The 17,259-nt window shown below is 28.7% G+C and carries 14 protein-coding genes and 1 riboswitch; of the genes, 2 read left to right on the top strand and 12 right to left on the bottom strand.

Features of this window, described 5'->3' with window-relative positions:
- Positions 1-32 precede the first annotated feature (32 nt).
- Together ACLR9T_RS02845 and ACLR9T_RS02840 are read right to left on the bottom strand one after the other, a co-directional pair.
- Positions 33-1,028 (bottom strand): diguanylate cyclase domain-containing protein, encoded by a 996-nt coding sequence (locus ACLR9T_RS02845; protein WP_413108024.1) that lies wholly within the window; start codon positions 1,026-1,028, stop codon positions 33-35.
- Between the two features lie 123 nt (positions 1,029-1,151).
- Complete coding sequence (locus tag ACLR9T_RS02840; RefSeq protein WP_413108023.1) at positions 1,152-1,514, bottom strand: hypothetical protein; 363 nt, start codon at positions 1,512-1,514, stop codon at positions 1,152-1,154.
- 74 nt (positions 1,515-1,588) lie between these two features.
- Between ACLR9T_RS02840 and ACLR9T_RS02835 the strand changes: the two genes are divergently transcribed.
- Both ACLR9T_RS02835 and ACLR9T_RS02830 read left to right on the top strand, forming a co-directional pair.
- Positions 1,589-2,278 carry a GTP pyrophosphokinase family protein gene (locus ACLR9T_RS02835; RefSeq protein ID WP_413108022.1) on the top strand — a complete coding sequence of 230 codons (690 nt, stop codon included), beginning with the start codon at positions 1,589-1,591 and terminating at the stop codon, positions 2,276-2,278.
- 101 nt (positions 2,279-2,379) lie between these two features.
- Positions 2,380-2,874: an ECF transporter S component gene (locus ACLR9T_RS02830; protein WP_413108021.1), complete on the top strand. Its 495-nt coding sequence runs from the start codon at positions 2,380-2,382 to the stop codon at positions 2,872-2,874.
- A 178-nt stretch (positions 2,875-3,052) separates the two neighbouring features.
- Here ACLR9T_RS02830 and ACLR9T_RS02825 read toward each other — a convergent pair whose 3' ends face one another.
- From ACLR9T_RS02825 to ACLR9T_RS02780, 10 genes are all read right to left on the bottom strand, one after another.
- On the bottom strand, positions 3,053-3,166 hold the full coding sequence (locus tag ACLR9T_RS02825) for an AgrD family cyclic lactone autoinducer peptide (protein ID WP_172472399.1): 114 nt from the start codon (positions 3,164-3,166) through the stop codon (positions 3,053-3,055).
- Positions 3,159-3,728, bottom strand: coding sequence for an accessory gene regulator B family protein (locus tag ACLR9T_RS02820; RefSeq protein ID WP_413108020.1), 570 nt, complete (start codon positions 3,726-3,728; stop codon positions 3,159-3,161). Before ACLR9T_RS02820 ends, ACLR9T_RS02825 begins: the two co-directional genes overlap by 8 nt.
- A 73-nt stretch (positions 3,729-3,801) precedes the next feature.
- Positions 3,802-5,028, bottom strand: a complete 1,227-nt coding sequence (locus tag ACLR9T_RS02815) for a sensor histidine kinase (RefSeq protein ID WP_413108019.1) — start codon at positions 5,026-5,028, stop codon at positions 3,802-3,804.
- The gene (locus tag ACLR9T_RS02810) at positions 5,025-5,723 is read right to left on the bottom strand and encodes a LytR/AlgR family response regulator transcription factor (protein WP_413108018.1); all 699 of its coding nucleotides are present in this window, start codon (positions 5,721-5,723) and stop codon (positions 5,025-5,027) included. Before ACLR9T_RS02810 ends, ACLR9T_RS02815 begins: the two co-directional genes overlap by 4 nt.
- A gap of 108 nt (positions 5,724-5,831) precedes the next feature.
- Positions 5,832-7,139 carry a diaminopimelate decarboxylase gene (gene lysA, locus ACLR9T_RS02805; RefSeq protein WP_413108017.1) on the bottom strand — a complete coding sequence of 436 codons (1,308 nt, stop codon included), beginning with the start codon at positions 7,137-7,139 and terminating at the stop codon, positions 5,832-5,834.
- 13 nt (positions 7,140-7,152) lie between these two features.
- Positions 7,153-7,896, bottom strand: coding sequence for a 4-hydroxy-tetrahydrodipicolinate reductase (gene dapB, locus ACLR9T_RS02800; RefSeq protein ID WP_413108016.1), 744 nt, complete (start codon positions 7,894-7,896; stop codon positions 7,153-7,155).
- 1 nt (position 7,897) lies between these two features.
- Positions 7,898-8,791 (bottom strand): 4-hydroxy-tetrahydrodipicolinate synthase, encoded by an 894-nt coding sequence (gene dapA, locus ACLR9T_RS02795; protein WP_413108015.1) that lies wholly within the window; start codon positions 8,789-8,791, stop codon positions 7,898-7,900.
- Positions 8,792-8,802: 11 nt separating this feature from the next.
- A complete protein-coding gene (locus ACLR9T_RS02790) occupies positions 8,803-9,273 on the bottom strand; it encodes an ACT domain-containing protein (RefSeq protein WP_413108014.1) in 471 nt (156 codons plus the stop codon).
- Positions 9,274-9,333: 60 nt separating this feature from the next.
- A riboswitch (Lysine riboswitch) is annotated at positions 9,334-9,513 on the bottom strand.
- 363 nt (positions 9,514-9,876) lie between these two features.
- Positions 9,877-11,184, bottom strand: coding sequence for a dicarboxylate/amino acid:cation symporter (locus ACLR9T_RS02785; protein ID WP_413108013.1), 1,308 nt, complete (start codon positions 11,182-11,184; stop codon positions 9,877-9,879).
- A gap of 186 nt (positions 11,185-11,370) precedes the next feature.
- On the bottom strand, positions 11,371-16,614 hold the full coding sequence (locus tag ACLR9T_RS02780; RefSeq protein WP_413108012.1) for an alpha-N-acetylglucosaminidase TIM-barrel domain-containing protein: 5,244 nt from the start codon (positions 16,612-16,614) through the stop codon (positions 11,371-11,373).
- Positions 16,615-17,259 lie beyond the last annotated feature (645 nt).

Genomic DNA, 17,259 nt, shown 5'->3' with positions numbered 1-17,259 from the left:
TAAACATAAAACAGTCCCCTTTCTAGAACTGTTTAACATTTATATATAGAGATTCTATTACGTCCGTTATTTTTACTCAAATATAGTGCTTTATCTGCATTAGATAACAATTCATTATGATTCGTTCCGTGTTCTGGATAATATGAAATTCCAATACTTAGAGTAATTGGCTTACTACTATTTAAAGTTGCTATATCCTTATCCCAATTATTTTTAAAACCATTTATACAGTCTTTAATTTGATCTTGATTAGTAAATTGCATAAACGCAACAAATTCATCCCCACCAATTCGACCACAACAAACATTTCCAAAACTAGCTTTCATTGTCTCAGCCAGCTTTATTAATACTTGATCTCCAAAGGGGTGACCATAATTATCATTAACCGCTTTAAAATAATCTATATCTAAAATAATAATTGCCCATTTATTATTACCATTTACCTTATTTTTTAGTTCCTCTTCTAAATAGTGACGATTTAAAACACCAGTTAAATAATCATGCTTTAAATTATATAGTACTTGTTGATTTGACATTTCTAATTCCTTTGTCTTTTGAGCAATTTGTTTTTCTAACTGGAGCTTACTTTCTTCAATAATTCGGTGGGGAAAAAATTCATCATCTCCTTGACTATAATCTGGCATTGATTGGTGAACATGTAAGACTTGCCATTTATCATTTTTATATTCAAGAACAAAAGTAATTCGTGATGAAAAATCATAAAGTAATTGATCTTTACAATTTTGTTTTGCTTTTACTTCACCAAAAACAATAAAAAGATTTTCTCTAATTTCATTTACCTGATACCACTCATCTTCAATTTTAAAAGTTCCATCCCACAATTCTGCCTCATCTTGTAAAGCCATCATTAATTCTTTTGCATTATGACTTATTTCATGAGCTCCTGTTCCAATAATTGAAATATTTTCGTCAATTATTTTACATAATAATTCATAATTTCGATTCTCTAAATATTCATGAGCTACATAACAACAAAATGATTTTGCTTCCTTTATTGTTTTTTTCATAATTTCAATTCCCTTCCGATTAAATGACTTATAGTATTATTTTATCAGATATTTATTAATTAAACGACTAAAATCTTTTAATTATGAGCGAGTGATTTTATAAAAATAAAAAACTATTTTCAATTAAGAGAATAGTTCTGCAAAAAATGATTTCTTTTTAATTTCTTTACTGCTTGTACAATAACTAGCTTTCAGTGTACCTGTTAGTGTTTTTCCTTTTCCTTTTCCTAATACTATTTTATATTCACCATTATAATATTTAGCTTTATAATCTTTTTGATGGTCTGCTAATACTTGATCTATATCATCAACACCTTTAATCCAATTACGGTAATCTTTAATTAAATTATCTTTTATTTTATACATTTCTTTAATATCTGTTTCATTATTGCTATTTGCAATTATTTTATATTTAGGATCATTACTTGAAGCATCAACACTTACTACATTCATTAAAATTAATAATATAACAATTGTTTTTTTCATATCTGTTCACCTCAAGTTCATTATTACCAACTATGATTAAGTTATACAAAAAATAATTAAAAAGAGGTATTTTTATGGCTGATAGAATTATGCAAAAAGAAATTATTAGTGATCCCTTTTCGCCAATGCTTGCTAATGAAGAAATAACCGATACACTTCAAGAATTTTTAACTTTACAACAAGTATATGAGGCTGGAATCAAAGAAGTAAAAACTAAATTAGAGATTCTTGATGATGAATTTAAAGTTAAACATGATCATAATCCAATTCATCATATGGAATACCGTTTAAAATCAGTGAAAAGTATTTTAGGTAAGTTAGAAAAAAGAGGCTTAGAAGTCTCACTAGAATCTATTATTATAAATTTAACAGATATTGCTGGTGTAAGAGTAATTTGTAACTATGTTAGTGATGTCTACAAAATAGCAGATATGCTTATTAAACAAAGTGATATTAAACTAATAAAGAAAAAAGATTATATTAAACATCCCAAAAATAATGGTTACCGTAGTTTACATTTAGTAGTTGAAGTTCCTATTTTCTTAGCTGAAAAAGTACAACCCATTCCTGTAGAAATTCAAATTAGAACTATTGCTATGGACTTTTGGGCTAGTTTAGAGCATCATTTACGTTATAAAGCTGATAATGAAGTTCCTGATGGAGTTCGTGATGAATTAATTGAATGTGCTAAAACTATTTCTAATCTAGATTATAAGATGCAAGGTATTCATGAAGAATTAAGTAAAACAAAAAGAAAAATTTAATATTATGATTAAAACTGTACATATAAAATAATACATTTTTGGCCATTTTAGTATATACAATATTTTGATAATATATTGTTAATTCTAAAGGGAGGTTAAATATGGTAAACAAGAAAACAAAAAATATAGCTCTTACTGCTTTAATGATTGCTTTAATTTTTGTAGGCACTTTTTCGATTAGATTTCCAAATCCAGCAACAGGCGGATATTTCCACATGGGGGATAGTATGATTTTTACGGGTGTGATCATACTAGGTAAACGAAACGGAAGTATTGCTGGTGCATTAGGAGGTGCATTAGCTGATCTGCTTTGTGGTGCGACAATCTGGATAGTGCCAACATTATTTATTAAGTTCATTATGGCATGGATTATGGCCAGTATGATTGAAAAAGATTTTAATCCTATTATTGGTGCGGTATTAGGGGGGCTTTTCCAAATTTTTGCTTATACGATTGTTGAAGCATTTTTATTTACTTGGCCTGCTGCATGGGGTGCATTATTAGGATTAACAATGCAAACAATTATTGGTTTTCTTATTTTTATTGTTTTATATAAAACATTGCAAACAACAAAACTAGTTAATTATATAAAGTAAAAAAGCTAAATACTTATGTATCTAGCTTTTTGTTACTAAAATTATTCTGACATCTTCATTATTATTCTCCCCACAATTAACTTTGTTGTTAAAATAATTTTAGCTTCCGGTTTTTTATATTATAATATGGCCATATAACAGAGAAGACAAATGATTATAAGAAAGCTCTCCCAATCAATTAAAACTTCTTCAACTTTTTCAAAGTTTCTGATTCTTTTGGTTGATAATCACTATATCTAGAAGCGCCACTGACAGCTCCACTAGAAACAGCTAGAACTAGTTTACTAAACATTTTTAGAACCTTTTCCATAACTTTCTATAATACAAGGTATTGCCGATAAATCAATGACAACTAAAACATAGGACAAAATGCGACTGTATGTACTAGACAATAATATAATTACTGCATAAATTGAAGCAATTATAAGTGAGTATTTTTTATAAACGGGTCTTTCATTATCATTAATTAATCTATTCTTATGTTCAAAGGGAGCCCTAAATATTATTAGCAGTAATGTAATCATAATTATTAACATCATTATTATCTCATTAATCATTATATGCGGGTAAATACATATAAAGATTATATATTTGGAAACGTTAAATGCAATACATTTAAAATTAGTATCGCAATGATATCCACCAATAAATTTACGTAAAAATGCATAGCTCCCAAAGTACACTAACGCTTGGTTGACTGTACCACTTATTATCCCAATAAATAACAACAAAAATATATTAAGTAAAGATGTAATAATTACTTCAATACCATAGGTGAATATTTCATCATCATAGTCCAAACTAATTTTACTCTTATATATTTTTAAAAACCAATTAGATATACCTTGTATCAATCATTTCACCTCCTCGCACTACATAATAAATTATTTTGTGACATATTTAAACAAACTTGGGACAAATCGGCTTTTAATGAGGATGATTTATTGGAATCATTATAGATACATGAAATTTATTATCTTTTTCAAAAAACTTAACACTTCCACGATACTCATTTACAATCCTCTTTACACTTTTTATTCCATGCCCATGATTATCTCCTTTTTTATTTGTACGAAGATCTGGGTTCTTTTTTAAAACTGATTCATCAATTTGATTAATTACTTCTAAATATAAAAACACATCTTCTTCAATAAATATTTTAATTTTAGGATCACTCTTTGAACAATTATCAATTGCATTATCTAATAGATTTGAAAGTAATTCATTTAAATGATAATCTTTCATATACTGCTTATCACTTACATTTATTTCATAATCAACTTTTATATTCTTACTATTTGCAATCATCATTTTATAATTTATGATAGTATTTATTACATCATTCCCACTATTAATAGTAGTAGTTACTTCTTGTAACTCTTGCATTCTCGATTGAACAATCTCTTTTATTTTTGAATATTTTTTCCCTCTTAAATAATTTTCTATTAATGCATAGTCATGTTTTAAGTCATGCTTCATTATTTTAACTTCCTTTGAAACATTATTTAATTGCTTATAGTTACTTTGTTCCATTTCTAATTTTTGTAATGAAAACTGTGTTTCTTGTTGTTTGTGTTCTAATTCTGATATATAGTATACTATCACAGCTATACCTATAACTGACAAAACAAGCGACAACAAAGTTATATAAACTAATCTCTGATTCAATTTCATACCTAAATAAAATTGCAATAATATTGTATAAGCAAAATAAAAAACAATAACTACTATTGTCAATAGTTTCCAATAGAGGGTATTTAATCTTATATTTTTAGTTTTATGAACAAATAATATACCACATACAAATAACAGATATAAAATTTTTCCAATTATTACTCTTGTATCATTGTTTACTATATTTTCTAACATTAAAGACATTATTATAGATATTCCTACAATAAGTTGATCTAGGTACGAAATAAAAATTATTTCCCAAATATTATTTTTAGTTGTTAAATATGCAATAACTGCCACTGTAGAAGCAACTACTAAAGGTAAAGTTATACTATATGAATAAAAAACATTATCTATATTTATTTCAGTAGAAATTAAAATAAAATTTATCATAAAATATAAATATTTATTAATTTTTAAATCAAAATAATTAGTAAAGAAAAATGATGCTATTAGTGATTCTATAAAATTTATTATCATTGTTTAAACCTCTTCATAAAATTATTGTGATAAGCATCGATAAAATCATCATAGTTTCTTTTTAGAACAAATGTAGTATCATTTATCAATGTAAGTTTTTTACCACTTACATTTTTAACATATTCAAGATTTATAATTGTATAATTATTTAAACGAAAATATTTATTAATATCTAATTCTCCCAAAAATGATTTTAACGTTCTATATACTTCATATATATTATCATCCCGCATATAAATTTTACACTTATTTCTATTCGATTCAATATAAATAATATTTTTCTTTAAAATCATTTGTCTTTGTCGTTCAACAATTACCTCAATATAATCTGTATTTTTTATACTATCTTGCTCTATTTTAAGCCATAATCTTTCTAAATCTTCTTTTAAATTACTTTTTCGTAAAAAGAAATAAACTTTACTTGTAAAAGTATCAAAAACTAAACTATTTTCAGATGACATATAAATTATCTTAGCGAAATAATTTTTACTAATTATATTTTTACCGAAATTTATTCCATTTTCGCCTTCTAATAGAATATCAATAAAATAATAATCATACTTTTGTTTCATATCTATATCAGATACACTTTTTACTACTACAATCTCATTCTTCTTATTATTAAATTTTTTATTAATAATTTTTTCTAACATTTTACCAAAAATAAGATCATCATCTACAATTAGTATTTTCACATTATCACCCTTTTCCAAATAATCATAACACAGAAATATGTCAGATTTTATAGATTTTTTTATAAAATTTAAATATCTTTTAATATTAAAAGCGGCTTTTGCCGCTTCCTAATATGTTGAATCAATATCATAATATACTAAATCATCAAATGTTTGTCTTCTAATTACTTCTCTTGATTTTCCTTTATATGTAAATATCACTGCCGGTTTAGGTAATTGATTATAATTTGAAGACATTGAGTAATGATATGCGCCAGTAGAGAAAACTGCTAATATATCTCCTGGTTGAGAATCTTGCAACATAATATCTTTTATTAATATATCTCCTGACTCACAGTTTTTACCTGCTACTGTAACCAAATGACTTGCAGGCATTTCTGCCTTATTAGCAATTATAGCATCATATGTGGCTGAATATAAACTTGAACGAATGTTATCAGTCATTCCTCCATCAACGCTAATATAATCGCGAATATCCTTTATATATTTTGAAGATCCTATAGTATATAAAGTTATTCCAGCATTACCAACACAATAGCGCCCTGGTTCAACTAAAACCATTGGTCTTTTTAATCCTCGTGCCTCAAATCCTTTAGTTATAATTTCCATTATTGTATCAACAACAGTTTCAAATTCTAAAGGTTTATCAGCTTTTGTATATGCTATTCCAAATCCCCCACCTGCATTCAATTTATTAATAACAATTCCAAATATGTCATATATTTCATATGAAATGTCAACAAATTTATTCATTGCTAAAACATATGCTTGAACATCTTCGATTTGACTTCCAACATGACAATGTATTCCATCAAAATTAATATTTGGTGCATCAATTACCTTCTTAATTGCTTTTAAGTATGTATTATCATGGCTACTAAATCCAAATTTTGTATCTTTAGCACCAACTCTAATATAATCATGGCCACCCGCATATACACCCGGTGTAATTCTTACTACTCCATTGACAACAACATTTAATTTTTGAGCTATTTCTTGAACTAATTCAATTTCATGAAAATTATCGATAATTAAATTTTCGACCCCATTACTTAAAGCATATTCTATTTCAGAAGGAAGTTTATTATTTCCATGAAAATAAATCTTCTTAGGATCAAACCCAGCTTTTAGAGCTACAGAAATTTCTCCTGCTGAAACACAGTCAATTCCTACCCCATATTCTTTAGCTACTTTATAAATAGCCAAACATGAAAATGATTTAGAAGCAAATAGAGGTAAAGTATTTTCATACTTGTCTATCATTTTTGTTTTAAGTATATTGAATTGATGTCTAATATGTCCTTCACTCATAACATAAAGTGGTGTTCCATATTTTTCAGCTAAATCAGTAGCTTTAACTTCATCTATGTATAAATTATTATTTTTTATTTGTGCAAATTCTGTTTGTAATACCATATAGTCCCCCTAGTTAATATAATGTTTTTAATGTATAAAGACCTTTTTCTTTATCCTTCAATGCATAAGCTGCACTAATAGCCCCTTGAACAAAAACTTCTTTTGATAATGCTGTATGCTTTATTTCAATTATTTCATCTATCCCAGCAAACATTACTGTATGTTCTCCAAAAATTGTTCCACCACGCATTGCTTGAATTCCAACTTGATCATGTGTTCTCTTTTCATGTAATGCACTACGATCATATACTGCTGTTGTTTCTCCAATTTCTTCTTCAATTACCTCATATAATAATTTAGCGGTTCCTGAAGGTGCATCTATTTTTTGATTATGATGTTTTTCAAGTATTTCAATATCGTAATCTGCTTCGTAGAATTCTTTAGCTACTTGGCGTAACATCTTAGTTACCATTTGTACACCATAAGATGTATTATAAGATTGAAAAATTGGAATTTGTTTTGAAGCATCTTTGATTTTAGCTAATTGTTCTAAACTATATCCTGTTGTTGCAATAACTAATTTTGTTTTATTTTCTAAAGCATAAGATAAAATATCATCTAAATTATTCGGGTGAGAAAAGTCGATGATAACATCGGCTTTTTCTTCACACTCTTTTAAAGAATTAAAACTTTTTTCAGGTATTTTTTCATCAAATTCATAACTTATAACTGCTGTCAAATCCATATCATTTTGACTTCTTACTTTATTTGCGACCTTTTTACCCATCAATCCATATCCATATACTATTACTTTCATTTTATAACCCCAACTTCTCGAATGCATCCATAGCATCAAATAATAATTTTTTATTTTCTTCAGTAGTTTCAATTAATGGTAGTCTTAAGGTTGGTTTACAAACACCGATTCTTGCCAAAGCTGCTTTAGGCATAATTGGATTAATATCTATAAATAAAAGACGTGTAACTGGATTTAAAGCATAAGCTAGTTCTTGAGCTTTTGGTAAATCGCCTTTTAGCGCTAGTTGAACTAACCTCTCAGTTTGTTGAGGATAAATATTTGATAATACTGAAATAACACCTTTTCCTCCCGCACAAATAAATGGTAAGATATTATCATCACATCCAGAATACATATCAAAATCTAAACCTTGTGTTTTAGCTAATACTTCCATAGCGTATGCAATATCGTCTGTGGCATCTTTCATAGCTACAATATTCTTATGTTTAGCTAATGTTACTACAGTTTCTACATTTATCTTCACTCCTGTTCTTCCAGGTACATTATAAATAATCATTGGAATATCTACTGTATCAGCTATGGTTGTATAATGTGTAATTAATCCCCGTTGACTAGTTTTATTATAATATGGTGTAACTACTAAAATAGCATCTGCACCTTTTTCTTTAGCATACTTAGCTTTCTTTAAAGCGGTAGCCGTATCATTTGATCCTGCACCTGCAATAACTTTAATGTTCTTATCTTTTGCCATTTCAAGTGTAATATCTAATAATTTAAATTCATCGTCGATATGAATAGTTGCAGTTTCACCAGTAGTTCCATTAACCAGCAAAGCTTTAACTCCCCCATCAATCATTCTTTTTACTTGTCTTCTAAAACCATCAAAATCAATACTTCCATCTTCATGCATTGGTAATACAAGTGCAACTGCACTTCCTTCAAAAATAGCCATATTATTTCCTCCTATAATTTTAAGCCAAAAGATTCATTTAATTTATTTATTGCAAGATTTTTATCTTTTTTATCAACAATAAAAGAAATAGTTCTTTTCGATGTTGTAACTTGATAAAAATGAATGTTATTTTCACCTAAAATCGTAAATACTTTTGCAGCAGCTCCTGGTGTAACTTCAACTAATTTTCCACCAACCGCTATTTTAAAATACTTTCGATTAGTTGCGATTTCTAACTGTTTCACTTCTTCTTTTAAGCGCATTATTGCTTTATTTAAATTTTTTTGATAACCTTCATCTAAAGTAATTTCTATCTGCATAGCATCTTCAATCATTACTTGTGAAATCATATCAATATTAACATCACATTCACTTAAAATAGTAAAAATCTTAGCAATTACCATTGGATGTTTTGGTACATTGGTTAATCTTAATTGAATAATATCTTCTTCATAGCTTACTGCCTCAATAAGTCTTTCCATCGCCTTTCTCCTTTATAAAAAAAGTTGCAATGAGTATCATTGCAACATAATTAATGTATGAACAATGATAGCTCACCATTATCAATTGATATTGATAATGACAGTCTTATAGATATTCTCTATAAGCCCAGAGTATAAACGCATGCAATCATTTACCTCTTCGGCGAAAGCTCCCCCATTTTTATCTAGTTTGCATCTTCTAATAAAAATATCATAACTATTCGCGCCTCTATCTTATAACTTTCTTACAATATATCACAATAGGCATCATATTACAATAGAATTAATAACCCTTTATCAAATGTTTTTACAACTATATAAGAAGATTTTTCAGCTTTCTCTCGTTAATATATGATTTAATATAACTTATTATGATAAATAATTATAAAATAAATTCGGATTATTCGTCTACTCTCCAAAATCAAAAATAAATGGTCTATTATTAATAAGAGTACTATTATATTTTTGATATATAACCACATTGTTTATCTGTTGACTAGCACATATTCAAATCCTCCTTCTATTATCAATAAGTCTAACATACTAAAAGTTAATACAGTATTAAGACTCATTCTAATCATATTAAAAAAATATAAATCCGTATTACGAATTTATATTATAAACACTTAAATCTAATTCATCTTCCGTTTTAGCAACTAACGTTGCTGCTGTTGCTGCTCCAATAACATTTGTAGCAGTTCTTGCCATGTCTACAATCGTAGAAATTGGTGTTAATAATACAATTACCTCAATTGGTAAACCTGCAGCTGCAAATACCGCTGTAGCTGTAATTGTCGCAGTTCCTGGTACCCCAACTGTTCCAATAGATACTACTACTGATAATACAACTAAAAATGCATATTGAGTGATTGAATAATCTAAACCTAATAAATTAATAGCAAATACAGCTAATAATGTTGGCCAAATTCCTGCACATCCTGGCATTCCTAAATTAGCACCTAAACTTGCTACAAACGAGGCAATTTCTTCATTTACACCTATTTTTTTCACTAATTGTCTAACAGTTACAGGAATTGTACCAATACTACTTTGAGAAGTAAAAGCGACTACCCCTGCTGGCCATATCCCTTTAAAAAAGTTAATCGGATTTATTTTACCAATAATCTTCAATAATAGACTTTCAACTACAAATATTTGAATAATACTTAATAAATATGCTAAAGCTAGTACTCCTAATAATGGTAATAAATCACTTAAAGTACTTTTCCCTACTGCTCTAGCTATTAAAGCCAAAATAGCATATGGTGTAAACCCAATCACAAAATTTACAACTTCCCCAAAGACATGATTGCCAGCATCAATAAAGTTCTTAAATGGTTCAACTAATTTTTGATTTTTATTAGCCAATTTATTATATGAAATAGCTATTATAATTGCAAAAACTAAAATTGGAACTACCTCTCCCTTTAACCAGCTTTCAATAATATTTTTAGGAAATAAACTAGTTATTGTATCTATAATCGTTGGTACTTCAACCGCTTTATAACCAGTAGATAATTCATAATTGATCCCGCTTCCTATTTTTGTCACTACAGAAAAAAATAATGTTATTAAACTTGCTAGAAATGTATTTAACAATAAATAAAACATTGTTTTAAAACTAATTTTTTTTAATTTAAGTGATGAATTTAAATTAGTTATACTCGAAATAATACTAAATAATAATAGTGGTATCACTATTGATGTTATAAGATTTGAATAAACTATTCCTATTATTTCAATATAATCATAATTTTCTTTAAAACAAATTCCTACCAAAACTCCTAAAAAAGCTGCTAAAATTGTTAATACTCCAAAATCCACCCTTTTTCTTTCCTTTAAAAAATATATTAAACCAAAGAAAAGTAATGTAATTAATAATGCCCCAATTTTCATAATATTTGCATTCATTCTTTACCCTCTTTTCATACCTAAATAGTATGATATAAAAATATTATAAAATATACTCATTGTCAAGAAAAACGATAAATTCATTATCATACATAAATTATTTTTTCCAAAATAATAAGTTATATACGTCACATTTAAAAGAAGTATGATTATCCTTATGGATTTTCATACTTCTAATTTTATAAATTAGTCTTTTTTTCTTAGGATACTTATTCCCGCTATACTTAGCATCGCTATTCCTGCAAATACTCCTGCTAAAACATTATCTCCTGTCTTAGTCGCTTTTACCTTTGTATCTCCTGGTTTTACAGTACTTTCTGGGTTTGTTGAATTAGCCACTAATCCTGACATTGCTCTTGTTAATCCTTTTACTGCTTCTTCTATTTCTTCCTGAGTTGCATTTGGATTTTCCAATACTGCTTTCGCTTTCTCTAATTCTGGCTCTAATACTGACCATGATGCTGCTGTATAGTTTGCTTCTTTTAAACTGTTTGCCTTGTTGATTAATCCTTCTAACAGTCCTTTATCTGGTATTAGTCTTAATTCCAAGTATGCTTTTACTAGTTCTTCATATGCTTTGTTGATTTCTTCCTGAGTTGCATTTGGATTTTCCAATACTTCTTTTGCTTTTTCCATTGGTTCTGTCAACTTCGCTACTGATTCACTTGTATACTTAGTCTTATCTAATCCTTCTACCTTGTCATACATTGTCTGCAGTAATGTTTTATCTGCTTTCAGTACTAACTGTCCGATTGCATCTTTTAACTTATTTGCTGCTTCTGTTACTTCATATTCTAAAGCATTTTCATCTTCCATTACTTTTACTGCTTCTTCTTTAGCACTTTCTAGTACTGACCATGATTCAGCTGTATAGTTTTCTTCTTTGTATTCTTCCAGTGAATTTAACAGTGCTTCTAATTCTGTCTTATCACCTTTGATGAAATCTAACATCTGGATTGCATGTGCTAAACGATAGAAAGAAGTATCAATTGTATTTTGATCAGCATTTGGATCAGCTAAAATTGCTTTTGCTTCAGCTAATGCTGCTCTAAATTCTGCTGCTACTGCTGGTACAACACCATTAAGTGTTTCTTCACTTACTGCTTTTGCTGTTTCTACTGCTACTTGCAATGCTAGTTTATTTAACTGTTTTTCTTCTAATGATGCAATTGCGTCATTAATTTCTTGAAGAGCATTTTCTACTTCTGTCTTTGTTACTACACTACTATTAATTAATATTTCTGCTTTTGTAATAGCGTTTATTAACTGACTTGCACTTTCTTCTGTATATAATTCTAGATTTATTTTTTTAGCTTCACTAATCTTTTCTTCTAGATTATTTAAATAATCATCACCATAGGCTCTAATTTCTTTAATATGGAACGATTCATTAGCAGAATTATATTTACCACTTAACTTTATATATCGTGCCTGTAACCCATCTTCATATGTGTATATATCACCTTTATCTGTTCCAATTGTTTGATCAGTTTTGTGCTCTATTTGTGTCCAATTTTCACCATCATTACTTATAAAAAGATCATATAAATAATAACGATTTCCAACATATGGTAAAATATTTATTTTATCAACTATATAAGATTTTCCTAAATCTAAAATAATCCATGGATCATTGGTCTCCCATTCTCCACCATCCCAATATGTGTCAGGATTTCCATCATTTGCATTAGATGCATATCCACCACCTGAACCTGGTGAATTTCTTTCTTCATTTGCCCATATTTTCTTATCAATTGCTATATTACCTATATTTTCAGGTCGTTCAACAATTACCGAGCAATCATTCAACACCTTTTGAGCCACATCAAATACCTGCTGAGAAGAATTATTTGCTTCTCTTGTATATTCAGGAGTATTCATTACCCACTGCCAATAAAAGTGAAAATACTGTGATTGATTTAGTTTATCTACTGGAGTACTATCAATCAAATATTGCTCTTCTTTATCCAAAAATGTTTCCCATCTTGTTTTATATACATCTATCATCATCCCTTGATAATTACGATATGCATAATCTGGTAGAGCACTAGCACTAGCTGCACCAGCCCACGTAGTTATCAATGCTTTAGCATTCATTGGTAATAAATTTTTAGAAAAATCATCATCATTTGCTGCCCAATCTTCTGCCTTTCCAATCCATTCTCCAACCAGTTGATCTACTTGGGTGCTTTGTACTGCATCACATACATCGAAAGAATTTAAGAACTTTTCTTTTTCCACTCGGAATCTTTCTAAATCTTTTTCGTTATATGCTTTAATAACGTTATTATATTGGGCAACAGCATAATTATTAACACTTTGTCTCATAATTTCTGTTAAGTCATAAAGATATGCTTCACTAGAGCTTAATGTATCAAAATCTTCTAATAATAGTTTTAAAGCACGTTCTAATTTTTCTGTATTATAACCAACCGATTGTGTACCAACATTTTCAGGTAATCGTGCTAATGTATATGGAGTATTTCCGCTTCTTCTATATACTGATTCCTCTAAAAGATCCCAGGCCTTTCTAGCATTTTCACTTTCAGCACCGTATCTTCTAATCACATAACTATCTAACCAGTCATCAATATCAATTGGTTCAGTTTCCCATGCCATATCCCAAATCAAGTCATAAATAACAGGATTATCATATTGTGCTTCAGCAATTATTCCTATTCCTTTCATATGTTTGGCTTCTTTATATGCATTTGGTATATCTTTTGCAATTTTAGCAAGTTGCCCATCCATAGATGGATTACCACCATAATTTTCTAACATACACCATACCCAATCTGTCCCATTAAATTCTGGGGCATCTAAATTTGTACTACCATAATTTGTTTTATCCCATTTAGGAGCTTCCAATCCTGTCAAATCAAGAATCATCACATGATCTTGACGATATTCTCCCATTCCTTTTAATAAATCGTTTGTTGGATTACTCCACCAGGCTTGTACCATCCAAACTGCATCTTGATCATATTTTAACAATGAATCAAGTACTTCTGTGGCTATTGTTTCATCCGATAAATCACTTGGGCGAATTCCACCTTCATGAAATGGATCAGCCGCATAATAATCACTAGTATTACCAAATGCCCATTCTTGTGCTTTATAAAAAGCAGCTGCATACTCATCATAAAGTTGACTATCAGTGCGAATCATATCTGGTCGATTTAATCCACACCAGCCACCTTGTTCTAAAATTTCAGCATCTGGTTGATGATCAACAAAATTGGTCGGCACCATTCCTGCATAACCTTGTAATACTGTATCTATACCCAAAGATCTTTTCCAACGCTGATTTTCACGAGCCATCTCTAGACGTCCTGTTACCCAACGATCAGATACCGGACCTCCAAATACTTCAAGATTATCCATAAACTGCCAAGCATAATATGATGGCCCTGATAACCAGTCTTTTGCCTCGTCAAAAGAGTAGTTGTAATTCATTAAAAAGTTAATCCAAACGGCCTCTTGACCAGCAAGATCAAGCACTACGTTTACTCCATTTAAAGCTAACCAGTCATATTCTTTTTGGAAATCATCGGCTCCAAAAAATGCAAAAGTATAATCCATTGTACAATAATTAAATGCATAACGAACTTTATAAGGAGTAGTTTTACGGACAGGTAATACCTCTACAATAGAATCTGGCATTCTAGTTTGATTTGCCTGTTCAGAAATATTTACATTACAATAATTTTTATAGTAAAAATTTAATCCTGCTGAAAGCATTACACCTTCATTACCACTTATATGTATCTTTCCATCTTTCATTGATAATTCATAAAAATCATCCTCATTTTCAGAAATATCTATTAATTCAAAACTAAACCACTCTCGATACTGACTACCTACAGTACGGTCAATAATACCATAAACATTTTCAATTGTTTCATTTTCTGTAATTTTTGATGCATATTCAGTTTCATTAAATGGTTTAATTCCTAAAATATCCTCAATTGATCCTGTTCGTAATTGCTCTGTATTTTCTCCTGTTGGTGTCCCAAAAGCTCTAATTTCACTAACACGAGCACTTCCAGCATCACTACAATATTCTAAATACACTCGAATAAATCGATAGGTCTTATTTTTTAATCCTTCTAAAACTGATAAATCAATAATATCTCCATCAAATGTTGTTGAGACCTGATCTCTTTTTTGATAAAGTTCATCAAAAGTAGAATAATCATTACTTCCATAAACTGTATAATAGTAATATCTACCTTCTTTTACAGGAAAATTAATAATTAACTTATTTAAATCATATTCTTCCATTAAGTCAACATCAATAGCCGCTGGATAAAATTCACCAGTATAATAAGTTGAATCTGAACCATCTGTCACCTTCTCTATTCCTTTATCTGATACATGGCACCTTGCTGGTTTTCCATATGCAATATTATCGGGATATTTTGTATCAGACGTAATTTCCGGCTCCTTATAATCAGGATCAGGATATCCCCAAACTTCAAACTCTTTCATGTGTACAGAAGGATTTGCAGAATTATATGTCATCACAACCTGTACATACCGTATATTAGCTGTTTCACTTAATTCATAAGTTTCTCCTTTACTAGTAGCAGAATTATTATTACTTTTTTGAGCTAATAATTTATAATTTAATCCATCTAAACTTCCGTAGATTTCATAATGATAATATCTATTATCACCATAATATGTTAATGCTTTAAATTTAGAAACAAAGTGTCCTGTCCCTAAATCAATGATAAATTCTGATGGTGCCGCACCACCATCCCAAAAAGCACTAGTTTGTCCATCAGTTATAACAGACCCATTAGTTCCTGCACTAACTTCAACTGGTTTATTTAATGCAATGTTAGTTATTTTATCTCCATGATTTCCAATAGTATCAATGGCATAGATTTCAATTTCAGAAATAGCAGGCCAAATAGTTGTTCCTTCAAGTCTTTCTGTGATAGTAACCTTTATATCATCGGTTTTTACTGGCGTACCAAAAATGAATTCTGTATTATATTCATTAGTTTCTGCGTTAAAATTTAGTCCTTGATAAAACTCAATATACTCATTTGTTGTATTATCTAAATAAGAGAGCGTAAATCTAATTTTTTGATTCATATCTTTTTGCTTTTCAAAATAAATCTTAACACTACTAACATCATAAATCCCATCTAATTTAATTCCTGCATTAATTGGACAATTGGGACTACCTGCAATCCAAAGATTATTAATATTTTCATCATTTAACAAATTTATTGATGTATTCTCTGAATCAGCATAAGCAGTACCATACTTTGCTACATTTACTATTTCCTCTGCATAAATAGATGAGCTTAAACCAAAACAACAACTCATTGTAATAAAGAAGCTTAATAAATATAATCCTATACATTTCAAATTAGTTTTTATTTGCCTATGTTTAAACATTTCAAATATTTTCATATTCTTCTCCTTTCTTTTTATATCTTAATGCCAAAAGTTATAATCTTATCCCCCTTTCCACTTTTAAATTTGGACAAAAACAAGTTATTTAATATACTTTTATTATACTATACTTTTAATAGTAAAATTCTACATTTTATAGTAAAAAAATATAAAATTTAATTTTATTCAACCATTTTAAAAATATAACCATTTAAATAGTCCATTTAATTATGAGTTTTTCACTTTATTTTTTCTATCCTTTTGCCAACTAATTTTAAATATACTTTTTATACTCTTCCCTGTATCCACAAAATATCCTTTTGTTCAAAACTACCTGTTTTAAAATTTATATTTCATACTTGTGCTTTAATCAGAAATTATTGATATTACCATACCTTTTAACGCTTCCACAAGTTTAAAATTAAATACTTTACGGTATGTTTATATAATAACCTTTTTGTTTTTTATAGACTGATCCCCTCATTACTTTTTACAACTAACAAATTAGATTCTTTAAATGTTTTCTATTTAGATAACCTTTAACTATACATCTGCAGCATGTAGTAATTTATTCCACAATAAAACTTACCGACTTTTACGCCGGTAAGTTTTATAAGAATAAACTAATTTTAGTTCATTTTAATATTTTCTTTTTTTTGAAAC

Origin of the sequence: Thomasclavelia sp. (assembly GCF_047249845.1) — a bacterium.
In the GTDB taxonomy this organism is placed as follows: Bacteria; Bacillota_I; Bacilli_A; order Erysipelotrichales; family Coprobacillaceae; genus Thomasclavelia.
Note: the sequence above shows the minus strand (reverse complement) of the source record. Positions and strands in the feature narration are given on the sequence as shown.

What these genes read in the sequence shown, in the direction of transcription:
- ACLR9T_RS02845 (WP_413108024.1), bottom strand. Translation starts at nt 1,028, where the DNA reads ATGAAAAAAACAATAAAGGAAGCAAAATCATTTTGTTGTTATGTAGCT.
- ACLR9T_RS02840 (WP_413108023.1), bottom strand. Translation starts at nt 1,514, where the DNA reads ATGAAAAAAACAATTGTTATATTATTAATTTTAATGAATGTAGTAAGT.
- ACLR9T_RS02835 (WP_413108022.1), top strand. Translation starts at nt 1,589, where the DNA reads ATGGCTGATAGAATTATGCAAAAAGAAATTATTAGTGATCCCTTTTCG.
- ACLR9T_RS02830 (WP_413108021.1), top strand. Translation starts at nt 2,380, where the DNA reads ATGGTAAACAAGAAAACAAAAAATATAGCTCTTACTGCTTTAATGATT.
- ACLR9T_RS02825 (WP_172472399.1), bottom strand. Translation starts at nt 3,166, where the DNA reads ATGTTTAGTAAACTAGTTCTAGCTGTTTCTAGTGGAGCTGTCAGTGGC.
- ACLR9T_RS02815 (WP_413108019.1), bottom strand. Translation starts at nt 5,028, where the DNA reads ATGATAATAAATTTTATAGAATCACTAATAGCATCATTTTTCTTTACT.
- lysA (WP_413108017.1), bottom strand. Translation starts at nt 7,139, where the DNA reads ATGGTATTACAAACAGAATTTGCACAAATAAAAAATAATAATTTATAC.
- dapB (WP_413108016.1), bottom strand. Translation starts at nt 7,896, where the DNA reads ATGAAAGTAATAGTATATGGATATGGATTGATGGGTAAAAAGGTCGCA.
- dapA (WP_413108015.1), bottom strand. Translation starts at nt 8,791, where the DNA reads ATGGCTATTTTTGAAGGAAGTGCAGTTGCACTTGTATTACCAATGCAT.
- ACLR9T_RS02790 (WP_413108014.1), bottom strand. Translation starts at nt 9,273, where the DNA reads ATGGAAAGACTTATTGAGGCAGTAAGCTATGAAGAAGATATTATTCAA.
- ACLR9T_RS02785 (WP_413108013.1), bottom strand. Translation starts at nt 11,184, where the DNA reads ATGAATGCAAATATTATGAAAATTGGGGCATTATTAATTACATTACTT.
- ACLR9T_RS02780 (WP_413108012.1), bottom strand. Translation starts at nt 16,614, where the DNA reads ATGAAAATATTTGAAATGTTTAAACATAGGCAAATAAAAACTAATTTG.